This window comes from Cereibacter sphaeroides 2.4.1 (genome assembly GCF_000012905.2).
In the GTDB taxonomy this organism is placed as follows: Bacteria; Pseudomonadota; Alphaproteobacteria; order Rhodobacterales; family Rhodobacteraceae; genus Cereibacter_A; species Cereibacter_A sphaeroides.
Genome location: NC_007493.2, coordinates 1,192,290 through 1,210,471, shown reverse-complemented (window position 1 = coordinate 1,210,471; position 18,182 = coordinate 1,192,290). Strand labels below are relative to the sequence as shown.

The window sequence follows — 18,182 nt, the reverse complement described above, 5'->3', positions numbered from 1 at the left end:
GAGTGCGCATTCTCTACCTCGCCCACGATCTGGACGACAGCGCCATCTGGCGGCGCGCGGCGATGCTGCGCGCCGGCGGTGCGAGCGTTCAGGCCGCGGGCTTCCGCCGCCGCGAGGGGCCGCTGCCCGAACCGGCGATCCTGCTCGGGCAGACCGCCGATGCGCGGATGCTGCAGCGCGCGGCCTCGGTCGCGCGCGCCCTCGCGGGGCTGCGCCATAGCCTTGCCGAGGTGCAGGCCCCCGATGTCATCATCGCCCGCAACCTCGAGATGCTGGCCCTCGCCGTTCGCGCCAAGAGCTTCTGGCCGGAGGCGCTGCTGGTCTACGAGGTGCTCGACATCCACCGCATGATGCTGGGCGACGGCCCGCGGCCGCGCGCGATGCGTGCGCTGGAACGGCGGCTGATGCGCCGTGTGGGGCTGGTGCTCACCTCCTCGCCGGGCTTCGTCAACGAATATTTCCAGCCGCACGGCCAGACCCGCGTGCCGATCCGCATCGTGGAGAACAAGTGCTTCTACCCCGAGGCGGCGCTGCCTGCGGTTCCAACGCGGCGGCCGGTCGCGGCACCGATCACCATCGGCTGGTTCGGCATCCTGCGCTGCGCCTGGTCGCTCGATTGCCTCGACCGCGTGACGCGGGCCGCGCCGGGGCGCTATCGCGTGCTGCTGCGCGGCAAGCCCGCGCTCGACCAGCTGCCGCAGTTCCACGCGACCGTGGCGGCGAACCCGGATCTCGACTTCGGCGGTCCCTACCGCAACCCGGAAGATCTGGCCGACATCTACGGGCAGGTCCACCTGTCCTGGCTGATCGACCGCTATGATGCGGGCAAGAATTCCGACTGGCTGCTGCCGAACCGGCTCTACGAAGGCTGCCGTCACCATGCCGTGCCGGTGGCGCTGGCGGGCACGGAGGTCGCGAACTTTCTCGGCGATTACGGGCTGGGGCTCACCATCGCCGCGCCCGATGCCGAGGAGGTCGGGCGGCGCCTCGGCGCGCTCTCTCTCGCAGAGGTCGAGGCGATGAGGACGGCGGTGGCCGAAGTGCCGACGCAGGTCTGGACCACGGGTCCCGAGGAATGTCAGGAACTCACGGGCCTGATGGCCCAGATCGCCGCCGCCCGAGGTCGCAGGCGGCAGGCGGCGATGCGTCGGAAAGGCTGGTTCACCACATGACGGCGCGCGTGCTCATCGTCATCCCCACGCTGAACGAGGCCGCCCATATCGGCGGCGTGCTCGACACTCTTCTGCCCTTCGCCGAGCGCCACGGCGCGCGGATCGTTGTGGCCGACGGCGGCTCGACCGACGGAACCCGGGCGCTGGTGACGGCGCGCCCCGAGCCCGGGATCGTGCTGCTCGACAATCCCCGCCGCCTGCAGAGCGCCGCCATCAATCTGGCGGTGGAGCACTTCGGCGATGAGGCGGACTGGCTGATCCGGATCGATGCGCACAGCGCCTATCCCGCCGACTACTGCGATGTGCTTCTGGCCGAGGCCCAAGCCACCGGCGCGGACTCGGTGGTGGTGGGGATGAAGGCGGTAGGCTCGGGCTTCTGGCAGAGCCTTATTGCTGCGGCGCAGAATTCGCGGATCGGCAATGGCGGGTCCGCGCACCGGGTGATGCCGGTGGGCAAGTTCGTCGACCATGGCCATCACGCCCTGATGCGGATCGCGGCCTTCCGCGAGGTCGGCGGCTATGACGAGAGCTTCAGTCACAACGAGGATGCGGAACTCGACCTGCGCCTCGGAAACGCGGGCTTCCGGATCTGGCTCACGCCGCGCACGCGGGTGACCTACTTCCCCCGACGCAGCCTCGGCGCGCTGGTGAAACAGTATTTCGCCTTCGGCAAGGGCCGGGCGCGGAACATCCTGAAGCACCGCTCGCGGCCGGGCCTGCGTCAGGCGGTGCTGGTGGCGCTGATGCCGGCGCTGTTGCTTGCGCTTCTCGCGCCCCTGCACTGGATCTTCGCCCTGCCGCTCGCGGGATGGGTGGCGGGCTGCCTCGCCGGGGGCGTCATGATTGCGCGCGAGACCGGCTCGCCGGGCGGGCTGCTCTCGGGCTTCGCCGCCGGCGCCATGCATGTCGCCTGGTCGGCGGGCTTCTGGGTGCAGCTCGGCCGTCACCTGATGCAGGGCCGCGCAGGAACGGGGGCCACGGCATGACCGGCACGCGCATAGCCATCGGGATCTGCACCTTCCGCCGCCCCGGCATTGCCGCCACGCTCGCCTCGCTCGGGGCCCTGCGCTGGCCCGAGGGCATGAGCGGGCTCGTGATCGTCGCCGACAATGACGAGACACCTTCGGCCCGCGAAACGGTTCACGCGGCGGCCAAGGGCCTGCCGCTGCCGGTCTGCTATCTTCATGCGCCGGCCCGCAACATCTCGGTCGCGCGGAACGCCATCCTCGAGGCAGCCGGGGCGCGCGGCCTCGAGCGGCTGGCCTTCCTCGACGACGATGAGATGGTGGAGCCGGGCTGGATCGAGGCCCTGACCGAGGCTCTGGCCCGAACGGGCGCCGAGGCGGTGCTGGGTCCCGTGCGCGCCGAGCATGGCGCCGAGGCCCCCGCCTGGATGCGCGAAAGCGCGATCCACGACACGCGGCCGACCTTCCTGCCCGACGGCTCGATCAAGTCGGGCTACAGCTGCAACGTGCTGATGGACCTCACGGCCCCCGCTCTGGAAGGGCTGCGCTTCGATCCTGAACGCGGGCGCTCGGGCGGAGAGGACACCGCCTTCTTCGAGGCGATGCTGCGGCGCGGCGGCCGGTTGGGATTCGCGCCCGATGCGCTGGTGCGGGAGACCGTCCCCGCGGACAGGGCACGTCTGGGATGGCTGCTGCGTCGCCGATTCCGCATGGGCCAGACCCATGCGAGCCTCATCGCTGGCCCCGGGCGCGCTCAGCGCGCGAAACAGGCGCTGGTGGCTCTCTCCAAGGTTGCGGCATGCTCCGGGATGGCGCTCGCGGCGGTTCACGATCCTCTCAGACGGAACAATGCGCTGTTGCGCGGTGCGCTGCATGTCGGCACACTGTCGGCACTTTTCGGCGCACGCCCCATCACGATCTATGGCGGGACCGGGCCTGCGCCTTCTACCTTTGATTCAAAAACGGATAGTTATCTCGTTTCGAGGAGCAGAACTTGAAGCAGTTCGGATTTCGCATCGCCGACAGCGATCCGCGCATCGATGCGCCTGTGGCTGCCGTTGCCCCTGCGGACACGATCGACGTCTCCCGGATCCTCGGAGCCGTGCGTCGGCAACGGCGGGTGATGATGATCTCCTGCGCGATCGGCCTGTGCCTCGGCCTCGTCTATCTCGCGACCACGCCGAAGACCTTCGTGGCGAATTCCACCGTGCTGCTGGCCGGCAAGGTCAACCGGACCATCGAAGAAGTGTCGGCCATCGACAGCAGCGCCTCCGAGAACGCGCTCGAAAGCGCGCAGGAGGTGATCCGCTCGCAGCCCGTGGCGCTCGCCGTGACGGACATGCTGAAGCTGACCGAGAACGAGTCCTTCCTGAACCGGCCGGTGCCGCTGCTGGCCACCGTGGTCAACGGCGTGAAGGAGGTCGTGCGTGCGCCGATCCGCCTCATTACGCCCTCGACGCCCTCCGGCCCCGCAGGTCCGCCCCCCACGCCGGAGCAGATCGAGCAGCGCAAGCGTCAGCTCGTTGCGGACTCGCTGGCGGCCAAGATCAACGTGATGCGCGTCGGCCGCTCGAGCGTGTTCCAGATCTCCTATGCCTCGCACGACCCTGCCCTCGCGGCCTCGGTCGCCAATGCCTATGCCGAAGCCTATGTCTCCGACCTGCTGAACGCGAACTATGACGCGACGGAGCGCACGACGGAATGGCTGCGCGAGCGGCTCGAGGCCCTGCAGTCGCAGGCCCGCGAGGCGGCGGTCGAGGCCGAGATCTTCCGCGCGGAGAACAACCTCGTCTCGACGCGCGGGGCGCTCATCACCGAAGAGAACGTCTCGAAGCTGAACGACGATCTGGCCGCGGCCATGACCGAGGCGGCCCGGGCGCAGGCGCTGATGAGCACCTATCAGGAGATCCTCGACCGCGGACCCGAGGCGTTCCTGTCCGAGCGCAGCAGCGGCTTCTCGCTGCAGGGCAACGACCGGCTGATCGAAATGCAGGACCAGCTGTCGGGCCTGTCCGCGCGTCTCGACCGGATCGAGCGCGACTTCGGCGAGGACCATCCGCAGGCCGTGCGGCTGCGCGAGCAGGTCTCGGCCCAGATCAACGTCCTCTTCGGCGAAGTGCGCCGTCTGCACGAGGAAGCGCGCGGCTCCTACAACGTGGCCAGCGCTCAGGTGCAGGCCCTGCGCGAGAGCCTCGGGCTCGCGGTCGACGTGAACTCCGAAGCCGGGCGCAAGCAGGTGCAGCTGAAGTCGCTGGAACAGCGGGCTGAAACGCTGCAGACGCTCTACCAGACCTTCCTGACCCGCTTCCAGGAGATCGACCAGCAGAAGAGCTTCCCGATCTCGAACGTCCGCATCCTCGCCCATGCCGACGTGCCGCTCACGCCCGCGGGGCCGAGCACCATGCGCGTCCTCGCGGTGATGCTGGTGCTGGGCGGCATGGCGGGCGCGGGCATCGGCGCGCTGCGCGAATGGCGCGACCGGTTCCTGCGCACCGGAGAGGATGTGCAGAACGACGTGGGCCAGCGGTTCCTCGGCTACCTGCCCCACTTCGATGCGGCGAACGGTGCACCGCAGCTGTCGCGGCAGGCCCGCAACGCGCCGCTGAAGCTGAACGAGCCGGTGCCGGGTCTTCCGGTCGTGCGCAAGCCGATCCATGCGCTGCAGCATCCGCGCTCGCACTATGCCGAGACCCTGCGCAACATCCGCTTCTCCTCCGAGGTGAGCCTCGCGGGCAAGTCGCAGATCGTGATGGGGATCACCTCGATCCGGCCGGGCGAGGGCAAATCCTCGGTCGCGCTGAACCTGGCCGCGGTGATGGCGGCCTCGGGCAATTCGGTGCTGCTGATCGACACCGACCCGCGCAACCCGGGCCTCAGCCGCCGGCTCGGCCTGACGCGCGGCGTGGGCCTCGTCGAGGCTGCGCTCGGCCGGGCCGACTGGACCAAGGCCCTGCGGGTGATCGGCGACAGCGGCGTGCATCTGCTGCCCTGCATCACCCCCGGCATGATGACCCATTCCAGCGAGATGCTGGGTTCCAAGGGCATGCGGCAGCTTCTGGCCGCGGCCCGGGCCCGCTACAGCCACGTCATCCTCGACCTCGCGCCGCTCGGCCCGGTGGTCGATGCCCGCGTGGTGGTGCCGATGGTCGATCAGGTCGTGATGGTGGCGGAGTGGGGCAAGACGCCCAAGGCGCTGCTGCGCGAGACGCTGATGAACGAGCCCGCGCTCATGGAGAAGACCCTCGGCGTGGTGCTGAACAAGGTCGACATGGAGTCGCTGCGCGACTACGTCCCGCAGACCGGCGGCGAGCACTATTACGAGGAATATGGCGACTACTTCTCGGGCCGCAGCGGCACGAGCTGATCCCCCTTCCCGGCATGGGCTTACAGCGCCCCGGCTCCCGCCGGGGCCTTTTCATTCTGGCTGTCGGGGCCGGCTTCCCGTTCAGACCGCTCCCTCCTTCCGGACGAGGAACGGGGCGATTGCTGGACCGTCGAGAGCGATAGGCCCGGTCGAGTGTCGGCCCGTCGGTGTCGGCTTCCCCAGCAGGATGTTCCGTCCCTCCGAGCGAAACATGCAAAGATTGCCGGCCCATCGGGCGCGGCATCTCCGCCGATTTTCGGCGTCAGTTCGCTGACAGATGAGGTCTGTGCGACAGGTCCCTTTCCCTTCGGCGACATCCTGCCTATTTATCAGGTAAGGCGCAACTTCGGGTTGCGCTCTCGGGAGGGTAACATGCGGATAGCAGCGTTCTTGATCGGGATGAGCGGGACAGCCGTCGCAGTCGCCGCCGGGGCCATCCATCTGGGCTATTCCGGCTGGGCCGTCACGGGGTTCGTCGTCGGGACCCTCGTGATCTCTCAGATGCTCTACCTCGGCCTCATCCTATTGATGACACGAGAGGAATCGCTGAGCCGAAGAGAGGGGAGCGCCTCGGAGGCCCCGTCCGACAAGCTCATTCCGATCCACAAGTCGCAACAGTCGGGCCTGTGACGCGGCCGTCGACCGAGCGGTCTTCAAGCCTGCCGCCGGTCACGACAGGTCATGGAATGTGCCGCAGAAGACTTGCGATTCCCGAATAACTTCTCAGCGAGCACGTCCCGCAACGGCCCGTGACCGCAGAAGCTCACGCACCCTGTGCCAGACGCCGGCGGCCCGGCTCAGACGCCTCGTGCGCGAACATCCGCGCCAGATGGCCCTCGCCGTTCCGCATGAGGTCGGCCATGGCGCCCTCTTCGACGACGCGGCCCGCCTCGAGCGTGTAGACCCGATCCGCGAAGGCCACCATCGAGGGGCGGTGCGCGATGGTCAGCACCGTCATGCTGCCCGCTCGCCGGGCCAGCGCCTCGGCCACCCGGCTCTGGCTCTCCCAGTCGAGCGCGCTGGTGGCCTCGTCGAGGATCAGGACCGCCGGACGGCGCAGGAAGGCGCGCGCCAGCGCGATCCGCTGCCGTTCGCCACCCGAAAGCAGCGTGCCCCGGTCGCCCACGCGCGTGTCGAGCCCCTCGGGCAGCGCGGCCACGAAACGGTCCGCCGCCGCATCGGCCAAAGCCTCCCGCATCTCGGCCTCGGTCGCCCCGGGGGCCACGATGGCAAGGTTCGCCCGGATCGTGTCGTGCAACAGGAAGGTCTCCTGCGGGACATAGGCCAGATGTTCGCGCCAACCGCGCCGCTCGGCCTCCGAAAGCTCGCGCCCGTCGACGAGGAAGCGCCCGGCCTCGGGCCGGATCAGCCCCATCACGATGTCGGCCACCGTGCTCTTGCCCGCGCCGGACGCGCCGATCAGCGCCGTGGCCTGCCCCACGGGCAGACGGATCGTGCAGTCGGACAGCGCCGCTTCCTCGGACCCTTCCTTGTGGCGGTAGGTCACGCGGTCGAGCAGGATCTCCTGCCGCGGCACGGGCACCGGGGCCGAGGCGAAGCCCCTGCCGCCCTCGCGGTTGGCCTCGAGCCGCTGCTGAAGATCGGCCACCCGCCACCAGGCCGGCAGATCCACGAGCAGCGCCTGCACCTGCGCCTGCACGCCCTGAAAGCGCGGCGTCACTCGCATCAGGATCACGAGCAGCACCAGCATCTGCGACATCTCAAGCCCCGCGATACGGAGCGAGAGCAGCACGAAGCCTGCGGCACCGATGGCCAGCGCCACCTGAAAGAGCCCGTTGCCGAGCGCGTTCCGGCGGGCATAGTCATGCGCATCGGCTTTGGTCGCATCGAGCGTCCGCTCGAACTGGGCCACATGCATCGGCTCCTGGTTCATCGAGCGGGCGGTCTTCAGCCCCGAGATGAACTCCGATACCAGCCGCGCCTGCACGGTGCGCGCCGACTGGATCTTCTGGCCGAACCGCTCGGCGAGCTTGCGGTAGGGCTTCAGCAGCAGCAGCGCGATCAGCCCGAAGCCGAAGGCAAAGAGCGTCATCGGCACCGAAACCGCGAGGCAGAGCACGAAATAGATCGCGAGCCCCACGACGATCTGCATGAGGTTGAGCGAGACGAAGCCCGAGAAGGTGATCCGGTCGATCTCACCGGTCAGCGCATGTTCGAGATCGGCACGGCGCATCCGCACCACCGTCTCCCATCGCGCCGAGGCCACGGCCGAGAACAGCCCCGCCCGGGTGCCGTTGGCGAAATCCTGCAGGAGATCCGAGAGATAGACCGCCTTCACCCGATTGAAGGCCGCCTGCAGCGCCACCAGCACCACGATGGCCCCGAGCAGAAACTCGAGCCCCACGCTCACGTCGGGCAGCGCATAGCCCATGACATGCCGTCCGCCGAGGTCGATCGCATAGTCGGGCGCGCCCCGGCCCGCGAGCGTCAGGATCGGCAGCAGCAGGAGGATCGAGATGCCCTCGGTCACGTTGCCGAGAACAAGGAAGGTGAGCGCCACCGCCAGCCGCTTGCGGCCGAAGCGCGCCATGGCCCGTACGAGGGCCGTGGCGCTGCGCAGCCCCTCGAGCGGGCGGACGGGGGCGGCCTCGTCGCTCATGCTGCGGCTCCGGCGTCGCGTTCGATCAGCGCCACCACCTCGGGCAGCCGGTCGAGCGCATGGGGCACGATCACCCGGTGCAGGACGCCGCTCGCCGCGATTGCCGCGGCCTGCCGCAGATGCCGGGCGCCGGCGGCTCCGTTCAGCGCCTCGGCACCGAAGCGGGTGACATAAGCGAAGCGCAACGCAAGCGGCAGCGCCTCGATCGGCGACACCGAGATCACCGCAGGTTCGGTTCCGGCCGGCGCGCGTTCGAGCCGGTAGATCCGCTTGAGCGGCGTGGCGCCCCGGGCGAACCGCTCGGGCAGCAGGACGCGGCATTTCTCGGGCACCTCGGGCACCGTCGGGCGGTGGACCGCATCGGGCGCGTCGAAGGCCGCCGCCGCCGCGGGCGAGAGCTTCACCTGCGGGAAGCCGGGGCGCAGCCGGAACCCCTCGTCCACCGCCACGATATCGTCGGCAATCAGCGGATGGCCCGCCCGGATCATCGCCGTGGCGGTGGTGGATTTGCCGGCGCCCTTGTCGCCCATCATCACCACGCCATGGCCGCCGACCGAGACGGCGCTCGCATGGATCGTGAAGAGGCCGAGCTGCTCCAGCGCCAGCGCCAGCACCGAGCCCAGAAGCGGATAGGCCACCAGATCCTCGGAGACGCCGGCATGGGGGCTTGCCGTCACGAGGCCCGGCTCGACACGGAAGGTGCCGACCGTCTGCCACCAGAGCTCGGCCCGCTCGGGCGCGAAGCGCGTGCGGAAGCCTCCCTCGCCCGGCAACTCCGGAAGCGCGCCGCGGCGCACGGTCAGATCCGCAGCCCCGTCGCCCGGCAGGGGCTCGAGTTCGGGCAGGTCGATGTCCGACCGAACGGCCAAGCCGTAGGCGGTGCGCAGTGCGGGGCGGAGCGACTGGAGGGCACTCATGCGGGGGTCCTTCTGTCGAGGCGGGGGGCCAGCGCGGACGATCCGCCGCGCAGCCATTCGTCGAGCACGACCGCCCGCATGGTCTGGAGGAGGGCCGGCTGGTCGGGCTCGCCCGCCCGCAGCCGCTGGATGCCCTCGCGGATGACGGCCAGATCGACATAGTCGCCGATCCGGCCGGGATTGCAGCCGGCGATCCGGTTGAGATTGTCGCCCCAGCTCGTCAGCATGCGCGCGCGGACGTTGGGGGTGAAATTGGTCTTGCTGGTGCGCAGCCGCACCTCGTCGGGCAGAAGCCCCCGCACCGCATCGCGCAGGAGGGCGCGTGTCATGCCATCGTGGAACTTCGCCGCGGCGGGCTGGGCCACGCAATGTTCGATCAGCCGCCGCTCGAGGAACGGATAGCGCGGCTCGATCCCGCAGAGCGTGGCTGCGCGGTCGAGCACTTCGAGCGTGGTCGGATAGCGCGGGGCGGTCAGGGTCGCCACATGCTGGCGGATGTCGTCGGTGGCCCCCCGCTTGCGCGCGCCGGCCGCCTCCTGCACGCGCTGGACGAGGCCCGTCCGCGCCACCAGCGCCGGATGGAGCGCCTGCCGCCACGCCCGGGGATCGCGCTTTGCGCCCACATTCAGCCGCCGCGCCATGGCGCGCAGCCAGCGGGACTGCGCGCCCTGCGCCATCGAATTCAGGAAGAACTCCCGCCGCGATCCGCCGAACAGGTCCGACACGGCGGCCGTCGACTGCCAGAGGGTCCGCCATTGGGCCTCGGAGGCCAGTTCGGTCAGCCGGGCCACGCCGAAGGAGATCACCTCGTCGCCGCCATGGCCGTCGAGCAGAATCTCGACGCCGGCCTCCGCCGCGCGCCGGTAGAGCCAGCGCGAGGTGGCCAGATTGGGCGCGAAGAAGGGCCCCCCCTGCTCGGCCAGCAGCTCGGCCACATCGCCACCATGGGCGTCACGACCGTCGATCCAGACCGGACGGAACCGGCCGGCAGCATGGATCTTCGCGATCCACTCGCTCTCGTCGATCTCCGGATGATCGTCGAACTTCATCGAGATGACCGGCAGCGGCCCCTCCGACCGGCGTGAAGCCAGCATCGAGACCGTGCCGGAATCGAGCCCTCCGCTCAGCATCGAGCCCACCGGGCCGCCCTGCATCCGCGCCGTCACGGAGCGGTCGAGCAGTTCGAGCAGCGCTTCGGGCGGATCGGCGCGGCGCCGCGGCGCCACCTCCAGCTGCCAGTAGCGACGGACCTCGGTCCGGCCCTTCTCGACCAGCAGCATGTGGGCGGGCTCGAGCCGGGAGATGCCGCGATAGACGGTCCGGCGGGCACAGGTGGGCTGGCCAGATAGATATTCCGCGATCCAGACCTCGTCGAGGGCGGGCTCGCAGGCGGGAAAGGCCGCCACCAGCGCCTCGATGCCGGAGGCAACCGCCACCGCCTGCGGCGTCGCGCGGTAGAGGAACGGGCGGACGCCGAACCGGTCGCGCAGCCCGATGAGGCGCGCGGCCACAGGATCCCACAGGGCCAGCGCGAAGTCGCCGTCGAGATGGAGCGGCAGATCGAGCCCCCAGCGGTCATAGACCGCGAGCACCGTCTCGGCGTCGGAGGCCTCGGCCAGCCCCAGCGCGCGGCGCAGCTCGGGACCGTTGTCGAGCCGCACGGTGCCGGTCAGGACCGGGCCGCCCGGCCGCAACCGCCAGGGCCCGAGGCCGCCGCGCCCCGCGGGCCGCCCGTGCCCCAGCGCCACGCCCGCGGTCAGCGCGCGCACCCGGAGCTCCGTGCCGCGCGTGGGCATGGCGGACAGCATCGACAGGACGCGGCTCTGGGCCTCGCCCGGATCTCCGCCCAGCGTGACGAAGGCTGCAAGCGCGCTCATTGCCCGGCTCCCGTCGCAGGTTCGGAAACCGGATCGGCCCGGCCCGAGCTTTCATAATCCAGAAGCGCGCGGTGATGGCGATAATCCGTCGCCGTGCCGCCGAGCGCGATGACATTGCCGGCCAGCAGCCAAGCATGGGGGCGGAAGTCGCTGTCGCGTCCCGCCGGCAGGGACAGCCGCACCGTCGAGGCATAGCCCTTGCGGGCGAGGATCCTCTGCCCGGCCAGCGCCTGCGTGAGACAGGTGGCGCCGGGGATCAGCCGCGCCGCCGCCGTCACGCTCCAGGCCACGACCCGCAGGTCGGACTGGGGCGCCTGACGTTCGGCCCCGAGCGCCGCCGTTGCGGCCCGCACCTCGTCCGTCCGCCGCCGGGCAATGGCGAGGCGGACCGCGGCCACCGTCACCAGCGCCTGACACAAGGCCCATGCCTCGGCCGGCCGGAGCGAGAGGATGCGGCGCAGTCGACGCATGGAGCCTCCGTCAGGACAGGGTCACGAGCCGGTGCGCCGCGAGATCATCCACCAGCTTGCGGATGTCGCCCTCGCAGACCGTCGGTTCGATCCGGTAACGGTCGGCCACGCGCCCGACCAGATCCTCGAGCGTGATCGGCTGGTCGAGTTGCGACCACACGAACTCGCCCACGGCGTTCATGCTGAAATAGGAGTTGCTGCTCGTGTCGAAGATGGCGATGCCATCGCCGAACGCGCAGGGAACGCAGCCTTCGGCCGCCCTGATGCTCACGGTCATTATTCCTTGGATGTAAAATGTCTTTCATAGGTCGAGGCAGTCATGGACTGCCTCGACCCGTCGTCAGCTTCGTCCTGAAATCAGGAGAAGGTCAGGTCGCCCTTGGGAGTGTCCACCGGGAACGAGGCGTCGAGGGCCCAGCCGTCGGTCGCACCATGGGTCATCGCTTCGAGCGTGCCATGAACGCGCAGCACGGGAGCTTCGTACGCAAGGGTTTGGATGTTGTTTGCCACGTCAAATTTCCTCAGGATAAGGTATCTACGGCCTATAGGACCGATCCAAAGCCTGTGTCCGGACGAGCATGAAGTCAACGCGGGGAGAGTCCGAGCGCAGCGCACTCTGACAGTCTAACGAAAATATTTATCAGATGACGTGAATAATGCAATCGGCAGTTGAGGTCAAAATGAGCAATAATCTTTCCGCGAAAAAGATGCTGCCCGAAAAATCATCAGATTCAACAACCTTAACGCGAAGATCCTCACTCGAATGGCGACTCCGACCTCATTTTGAGGTAGGAGCGCCTCTCCCTCCTGCGAGTGATTCGAGATGGGGGGCAGGATCCGGACGAAAGGGACGGGATGACCTTCGCGCCTGAACAGTTCGCCCTCGTGCGTGAACACGCGTGCCGGACGGAGACCGAGGCCCTGCGCCGGGCGCTCGCCCGCAGCTTCGGCGACCCCGCGGAGCTTCCCGAGGGCGTCACGCCCCGGGTGCTCTTCGAGATGGGGCGGCTGAACAAGGTGGGACTTTTCCTTGCGCCCCGCCCCGCCGACCTTCCCGCCGACTGGTCGGCGATGGCGCCGCAGCTCGAGACGATGCGGCTTCAGACCGCCGCGCGGAACGGCCACAGCCTGCGCACGAGCCTCGAAGTGGCGCGGCTGATGCAGGAGGCGGGGATCGCCCACGTCCAGTTCAAGGGGCCGCTCCAGCAGATCGCGCTCTATGGCGGCCCCTGCTGGAAGCCCACGGGTGACGTCGATCTGCTGGTGGCAGAGGCCGATCTGGCCACCGCTGCGGCGGCCCTGCGCGCGGCGGGCTACGTCGCACAGGAGGCAGAGCTCGCCGACTGGTGGACGCGGCATCTGGGCGAGCAGCATTTCCGCCGCCCCGAGGGCGGACCTGTGGTGGACCTCCACCACCGGCTCCAGCAACCCGGCGCACCGCGCCCGCGGCATACGGCGGACTTCCTTACCCGCGCCACGGACATGTCCTACGCCGGGCAGAGGGTGCCGATGGTGTCCGGGCCCGACCGCTGCCTCGTCGCGGCCATCGGCGTGGTGAAGGCCTTCGTCGCGCAGGAGCCCTGCGCCGGCCATCTCTGCGATCTGCGGGCGAGCCTCGACCGGCTCAGCCCCGACGAGGCCCGCGCCCTGCCCGGCATCGCGGCCGCGCAAGGGCTGAGCGAAACGCTCGCGCTCGCCAGCCACGGGGTCGACACCCTGTTCGAGGGCCTCTCTCCCCGACCTTACGCGCAGGGGTCGAACCCGCTCGGCGCCCTGCCCGCGCCGGATCTGCGCCGGATGCTCGTTGCGCCCTGGCAACCGGACCTCGACTGGCCACGCCGGAGCCGCATCCTCTGGGCGCTCTCGGGCCGCCATCCCCTGCGCTTCGCGCGCGAGACTCTGGCGGCGAAATCCTCCGAAGCCCACCGCCTCTGGCTGAAGGGGCTGATCCGCTCCGGCCTGATTGCCCGCCGTGAAGGAAAAGCCGCATGAGCGACATCTGCGTCATCATCGCCGCCTACAATGCCGAAGCCACCATCGCGCAGGCCGTGACCTCTGCCCTCGCCGAAGCCGAGGTGGCCGAGGTGGTCGTGGTCGACGATGCCTCTTCCGATGCCACCGCCGAGGCCGCGCTTGCGGCCTCCGATGGCAGCGGCCGGCTGATCGTCGAGCGGCAGGCGCAGAACGGCGGGCCGTCGGCGGCGCGCAACCGCGCTGTGGCGCTCTCGCAGGCGCCGCGCATCGCGATACTCGACGCCGACGACTTCTTCCTGCCCGGCCGCTTCGCGCGGCTCGACCCGGATCTCGATCTCGCGGCCGACAACATCGTCTTCGTGACGCCCGAGCATGCGGCCCGGCTCGATCCCACCAACCTGCCGGCGGCCCCGCGCGAGGTGGAGATGCTCGACGCCGAACGGTTCGCGCTCGGCAATCTGGCGCAGGGGGTGCACCGCGGCGAACTGGGCTTTCTGAAGCCCGTGATGTCGCGCGCCTTCCTCACCCGCCACGGGCTCCGCTATGACGAGCGCATGTGGCTCGGCGAAGATTTCGACCTCTACATGCGGATGCTTCTGCTGGGCGCGCGCTTCGGCCTGACGCGGGCCGTAGGCTATGCCGCGGTCCAGCGCGGCGCGTCGCTCTCGGGGCGGCATCGGACGGCGGATCTGGCGGCGCTGGAGGCCTGCTGCCGGGCGCATCTGGAGATGCCCGCTTCGCCCGCCACGCAGGAGGCGATGCGCCGCCATCTGCGGCAGGTGCAGGCCAAGCTCCTGCTGCGCCAGTTCCTCGACCGGAAGGCCGAGGCAGGCCTCGGCGCGGCCCTCGGCTTTGCGCTCGCCCCGCCCGCGCGCTTCCTTCCCATCGCGAAGGGGGTCGCGCGGGACAAGATCGCCGCCCTGCGCCCACCTGCCCCGCCCCGGGCCGAGCGGTTCCTGCTGCCGGTCTGACGAGCCGCGGGCCGGTCAGCGCGACCGGCCGGCCCGCTCCTCGGCCTCGTCCTCGTCGGACGGGTCGCGCCAGACGGTCCGCCGCGATGGCTCTCCGTCCGGCGCCGCCGGGTCTCCGAGCTCCTCCGCGGCCACGTCCTCTTCGAGGTCCGGATCGAAGGCCGTGTCGAACTCGCCGCCGATGGGCTCGTCCTTCGCGGTCTCCTCTTCCTCCTCCTCGAGCGTCCAGGCGGCGAGCTCGGCTCCGGGGGGCAGCTCTGCCCAGCTGCCCTCGGGCAGCACCACCTCGGCGCGGGTCCAGCGTGGCACCAGCCAGAGCCAGAACAGACCCTCCTCGCCCTCGGCGCAGATGTCGAGCTCGTGGCGCGCCGCGAGATCGGAAAGAAGCGCCGCCTGCTGTGCCGGTGGCCAGGGATGGGGATGCTCGGGCGGCAGCAGCGGCGGCACCGCCACCAGCCGCTGCCCCTCGCCCACGGGCCGCGGATCGGCCGAGAGCACGATCGACAAGGGATGCGGCTCGACCGCCTCGGCCGCCCGCCGCCCCAGCCGCTCGCGCAGGCTCCGCACCAGCTCGAGCGTCAGAACCGGCCGGCGCAGGAGGGCCGCGAGGGCCGCCACCGGCCGCCGGGCCTTGATCGCGGCCACCAGATGCTCGAAGGCAAGCAGCCGCACCAGCCCCGCGCGCCTGCGCTGCATCATGGCGAGAAGCGCCGCATCGGTCTCGCCCGCCGCCGACCGGTCGTGTGCCGCGAGAAGCGGCTCCAGCGTGCCCACCGACAGCCGGTGCGAGATCGAGGCGGAGTGGCGACGGTAGAGATAGAGCGCCTCGGGCAGCAGCGCGAGCCGCGCGCCCGACAGGAGAAGCCGGAGATAGAGGTCGTAATCCTCGCCCACCCGCAGCGTCTCGTCGTAGCGCAGGGCGCCCCAGGCCTCGCGGCGCACCAGAGGCTTCAGGTAGCCCATGGGCGGAAGATCGTCCGACCCGCCGTTCGCCGCGACGAAGGTCGCCGCATCCACCGCCATCGGCTCGACCAGATGCAGGCTCTCGAGCAGCGTGCGGCCGCTCGCATCCGGCGTCTCGCCGAAGAACAGCATGTCATCGGCCACCGCATCGACCTCGAGCGCCTCGGCCGCCGCGAGAAGCCGCGCCAGACGGTCGGGGTGGAGCACATCGTCGGAATCCATCACCGCGAGCCAGTCGCCGCTGGCCGCTTCGAGGGCGCGGTTGCGCGCCGCCGACGGGCCGCCGTTCTGCGCCATCGCGATCACCCGGACGCGGTCGTCCGTGGCCGCGATCTCTTGGAGCAGTGCCACGCTCTCGTCGCCCGAGGCATCGTCCACCACGATGAGCTCGAGGTCCGTGTGGCTCTGGCGCAGGACCGATTCGACCGCTTCGGGCAGGTAGGCCGCACCGCGGTAGTTCGCCATCAGCACCGAAATCCGCATAAGTCCTCCGCCCCAGCCCGAATCGTTCCTGTGTAACCGCCCTGTGCGAAGGGCGTAAGCCGGCGCGGCGCCAAGGCGCGGCCGTGCGGGCCAGTCTGCCAACTTATGCGGCACCGCGGCAAGCTGTTGCCAATGTGATCGCGGAGAGGTCGCCACGGAGGCCCGCGCCGCCTAACCTCTGGACCGAACAGAAACGGAGCCCCCGATGAGTCCCCGTCAGACCCTTCTGCGCCGCTGCCTTGCGGCGAGCCTGCCCCTTCTCCTCGCCCTGCCCGCTGCGGCGCAGGACGGGCCCGCCTCCTTCCGCGAGGATTTCGACCGCATCAACGGCAAGCGCTGGTTCATCTCGGACGGCTGGACCAACGGCCCGCACCAGAACTGCGACTGGTCGCAGAAGGCGGTGCGCGCCGATGACGGCATCCTGAAGCTAATGTATTTCACCGACCCCTCGGGCCAGGGCAAGAACCGCTGTTCGGAGATCCAGACGCAGGAGCGCTACCTGCATGGCACGTTCGAAGCCCGCGTGCGCACCGATCACCGGGCTTCGGGGCTGAATGCGGCCTTCTTCAGCTACATCGGCCCCGTCCATGGCGAGCCCCATGACGAGATCGATTTCGAGATCCTGACCCGCAACACCTCTTCGGTCGATGTGAACACCTATGTCTCGGGCGAGCCGAAGAACGGGGCCAAGGTCGCGCTCGACCCGCCGACCGACGAGGACTGGCATACGTTCTCCTTCATCTGGGAGCCCGAGCGCATCCGCTGGTTCGTCGATGGCAAGCTCGTCCACGAGGCGACCGAGACCCTGCCCGTGACCGCGCAGAAGATCTTCTTCAGCCACTGGAGCACCGATGTCCTGACCGAATGGATGGGGGCCTTCCGCGCGCCGCAGAAACCGGTCGCGCTCGAGGTCGATTGGGTAGCCTGGACCGCGCCGGGAGAGGCGTGCCAGTTCCCCGAATCCGTGCTATGTCAGCTGGAGAATTGAGGAGACGCCTGACCCGATGACCGCCGTCCGACCGCGCCCCCCCCGCTCCGCCGGGGTCTTCATCGACGTCTGTCCGACGGCGGTTCTGGCGTTCCTCACGATCCTGTCCCTGCTGCTCGTGCAGTGGGTGGGCTCGATCGCGGCGGCGGGCTTCCTCGCCTCGGGCTGCCTCCTCGTCGTAAGGCGGCCCCATACCGCGCTTCTCGAGATCCGCCGCTACTGGATGATCTTCGCGCTTGCGGGCTGGTGCCTCTTCACGGTGCTCTGGTCGCAATATGCCTCGCTGAGCCTGCGCTACGGCATCCAGCTCTGCGTGACCTTCGCGATTGCGGTGGCCATCGCCAACCGGCTGTCGCCGCTCACCTTCCTGCGCATCCTCTTCAGCGCGCATCTGCTGGCGGCCGTCCTGAGCGTGCTCTTCGGGCGCGTCCGGTCGGACGGGAACGGCTGGCTCGGCATCTTCGGCTCGAAGAACGCCTTCTCGCTGCCGATGTCGACGCTGATGCTCTGCGCCTTCGCCATCATGCTCGACCGCAATCAGCCGCGCAGCTGGCGGCTGGTGGCGACGGGGGCCTTCCTGCTCGGAACCTTCCTGCTGATCCAGGCCCAGTCGGCGGGCCAGCTTCTGGCCACCGGCGCGGCACTGGCCTTCGCCCTGCCCTTCTTCCTCGGCCGCTGGCTCACCGTGACCCAGCGTCTGCTGCTGGCGGGCTTCACGCTGGGGCTCGGGATCGTGGTGACGATCCTGCTCGTCGCGCTGCAGGACGAGGTGATGGCGCTGATCCTCGAGACGACGGGCAAGGACGCGACCCTCACCGGCCGCACCGAGCTCTGGGCGCTGGCCTTCCGCGAGATCGTGCAGCATCCCTTCACCGGCGTGGGCTTCCAGGCCTACTGGGTGCCCGGGAACCCCGGGGCCGAGGCGATGTGGAGCGAGTTCGGCATCGAAGGCAAGCGCGGTTTCCACTTCCACAACACCTTCATCTCGAACGCGGTCGAGATCGGCGCCATCGGCGTGGCGATGCAGGCGGCGGCGCTGTTCGGCGCGCTCGGCCTCGCGGTGCTCTGGGCCTTCCGCGAGCCCCGGGCCGAGTCCATCTTCCTCACCGCGCTGATGATGCGCAGCGCCGTGCTCAGCATGTCCGAGGTGGTGGGCTACACCCAGTTCGACCTCATGACCCTCATGCTGGTGGCAGCCCTGGTCTACGGCGTGCGCCGGATGCGCGAGGCGCGCCTGCCCGTCGGCGCCCCCGTCCGTCGCAACGTGCGCCTGCCCTCGGACGGTCCTCCCACCGCAGCCGCCTGAGGTCGACCCGCCCGTCTTCGAGCCGGCTGGCCCGGTGCCACACGGCCGGAGCACTGCGCCCCTCCGGTCGGGATCCGGGTGGAGAGCGGTCCCGGCCCACCGCCCATAAAAA

At 69.8% G+C, this 18,182-nt stretch carries 15 protein-coding genes; 9 read left to right on the top strand and 6 right to left on the bottom strand.

Annotation, left to right across the window (positions count from 1 at the left end; translation table 11 throughout):
- The first annotated feature begins 2 nt into the window (after positions 1-2).
- The 5 genes from RSP_RS05895 to RSP_RS05875 all read left to right on the top strand — a co-directional run bounded on the left by RSP_RS05895 (position 3) and on the right by RSP_RS05875 (position 6,131).
- Positions 3-1,172: a glycosyltransferase gene (locus RSP_RS05895; protein ID WP_011337573.1), complete on the top strand. Its 1,170-nt coding sequence runs from the start codon at positions 3-5 to the stop codon at positions 1,170-1,172.
- Positions 1,169-2,158: a glycosyltransferase family 2 protein gene (locus RSP_RS05890; protein ID WP_011337572.1), complete on the top strand. Its 990-nt coding sequence runs from the start codon at positions 1,169-1,171 to the stop codon at positions 2,156-2,158. The genes RSP_RS05895 and RSP_RS05890 overlap by 4 nt, the downstream gene beginning before the upstream one ends.
- Positions 2,155-3,135, top strand: coding sequence for a glycosyltransferase (locus tag RSP_RS05885; protein ID WP_011337571.1), 981 nt, complete (start codon positions 2,155-2,157; stop codon positions 3,133-3,135). The genes RSP_RS05890 and RSP_RS05885 overlap by 4 nt, the downstream gene beginning before the upstream one ends.
- Positions 3,132-5,501, top strand: coding sequence for a GNVR domain-containing protein (locus RSP_RS05880; protein WP_011840876.1), 2,370 nt, complete (start codon positions 3,132-3,134; stop codon positions 5,499-5,501). Before RSP_RS05885 ends, RSP_RS05880 begins: the two co-directional genes overlap by 4 nt.
- Positions 5,502-5,873: 372 nt before the next feature.
- Entirely contained in the window at positions 5,874-6,131 is a 258-nt protein-coding gene (locus RSP_RS05875; RefSeq protein WP_011337569.1) for a hypothetical protein, read from the top strand.
- A gap of 133 nt (positions 6,132-6,264) precedes the next feature.
- Here the strand turns inward: RSP_RS05875 and RSP_RS05870 are convergent, their stop codons facing one another.
- From RSP_RS05870 to RSP_RS05850, 5 genes are read right to left on the bottom strand one after another with little or no spacing between them, the layout of a single operon-like run.
- A complete protein-coding gene (locus RSP_RS05870) occupies positions 6,265-8,121 on the bottom strand; it encodes an ABC transporter ATP-binding protein (protein ID WP_017140176.1) in 1,857 nt (618 codons plus the stop codon).
- Positions 8,118-9,038 carry an HPr kinase/phosphatase C-terminal domain-containing protein gene (locus RSP_RS05865; RefSeq protein ID WP_011337567.1) on the bottom strand — a complete coding sequence of 307 codons (921 nt, stop codon included), beginning with the start codon at positions 9,036-9,038 and terminating at the stop codon, positions 8,118-8,120. Before RSP_RS05865 ends, RSP_RS05870 begins: the two co-directional genes overlap by 4 nt.
- A complete protein-coding gene (locus RSP_RS05860; protein WP_011337566.1) occupies positions 9,035-10,915 on the bottom strand; it encodes an asparagine synthase-related protein in 1,881 nt (626 codons plus the stop codon). The genes RSP_RS05865 and RSP_RS05860 overlap by 4 nt, the downstream gene beginning before the upstream one ends.
- Positions 10,912-11,385 (bottom strand): lasso peptide biosynthesis B2 protein, encoded by a 474-nt coding sequence (locus RSP_RS05855; protein WP_011337565.1) that lies wholly within the window; start codon positions 11,383-11,385, stop codon positions 10,912-10,914. The genes RSP_RS05860 and RSP_RS05855 overlap by 4 nt, the downstream gene beginning before the upstream one ends.
- Positions 11,386-11,395: 10 nt before the next feature.
- Entirely contained in the window at positions 11,396-11,662 is a 267-nt protein-coding gene (locus RSP_RS05850) for a PqqD family protein (protein WP_009564409.1), read from the bottom strand.
- 578 nt (positions 11,663-12,240) lie between these two features.
- Between RSP_RS05850 and RSP_RS05845 the strand changes: the two genes are divergently transcribed.
- Both RSP_RS05845 and RSP_RS05840 read left to right on the top strand, forming a co-directional pair.
- Positions 12,241-13,377, top strand: a complete 1,137-nt coding sequence (locus RSP_RS05845) for a nucleotidyltransferase family protein (RefSeq protein WP_011337563.1) — start codon at positions 12,241-12,243, stop codon at positions 13,375-13,377.
- Complete coding sequence (locus RSP_RS05840) at positions 13,374-14,330, top strand: glycosyltransferase family 2 protein (protein WP_002719702.1); 957 nt, start codon at positions 13,374-13,376, stop codon at positions 14,328-14,330. Before RSP_RS05845 ends, RSP_RS05840 begins: the two co-directional genes overlap by 4 nt.
- Before the next feature lie 15 nt (positions 14,331-14,345).
- Here RSP_RS05840 and RSP_RS05835 read toward each other — a convergent pair whose 3' ends face one another.
- The gene (locus RSP_RS05835; RefSeq protein ID WP_011337562.1) at positions 14,346-15,776 is read right to left on the bottom strand and encodes a glycosyltransferase family 2 protein; all 1,431 of its coding nucleotides are present in this window, start codon (positions 15,774-15,776) and stop codon (positions 14,346-14,348) included.
- Between the two features lie 205 nt (positions 15,777-15,981).
- Between RSP_RS05835 and RSP_RS05830 the strand changes: the two genes are divergently transcribed.
- The gene (locus RSP_RS05830; protein ID WP_011337561.1) at positions 15,982-16,764 is read left to right on the top strand and encodes a family 16 glycosylhydrolase; all 783 of its coding nucleotides are present in this window, start codon (positions 15,982-15,984) and stop codon (positions 16,762-16,764) included.
- A gap of 16 nt (positions 16,765-16,780) precedes the next feature.
- Positions 16,781-18,070: an O-antigen ligase family protein gene (locus tag RSP_RS05825; RefSeq protein WP_009564417.1), complete on the top strand. Its 1,290-nt coding sequence runs from the start codon at positions 16,781-16,783 to the stop codon at positions 18,068-18,070.
- The last annotated feature ends 112 nt before the right edge of the window (positions 18,071-18,182 follow it).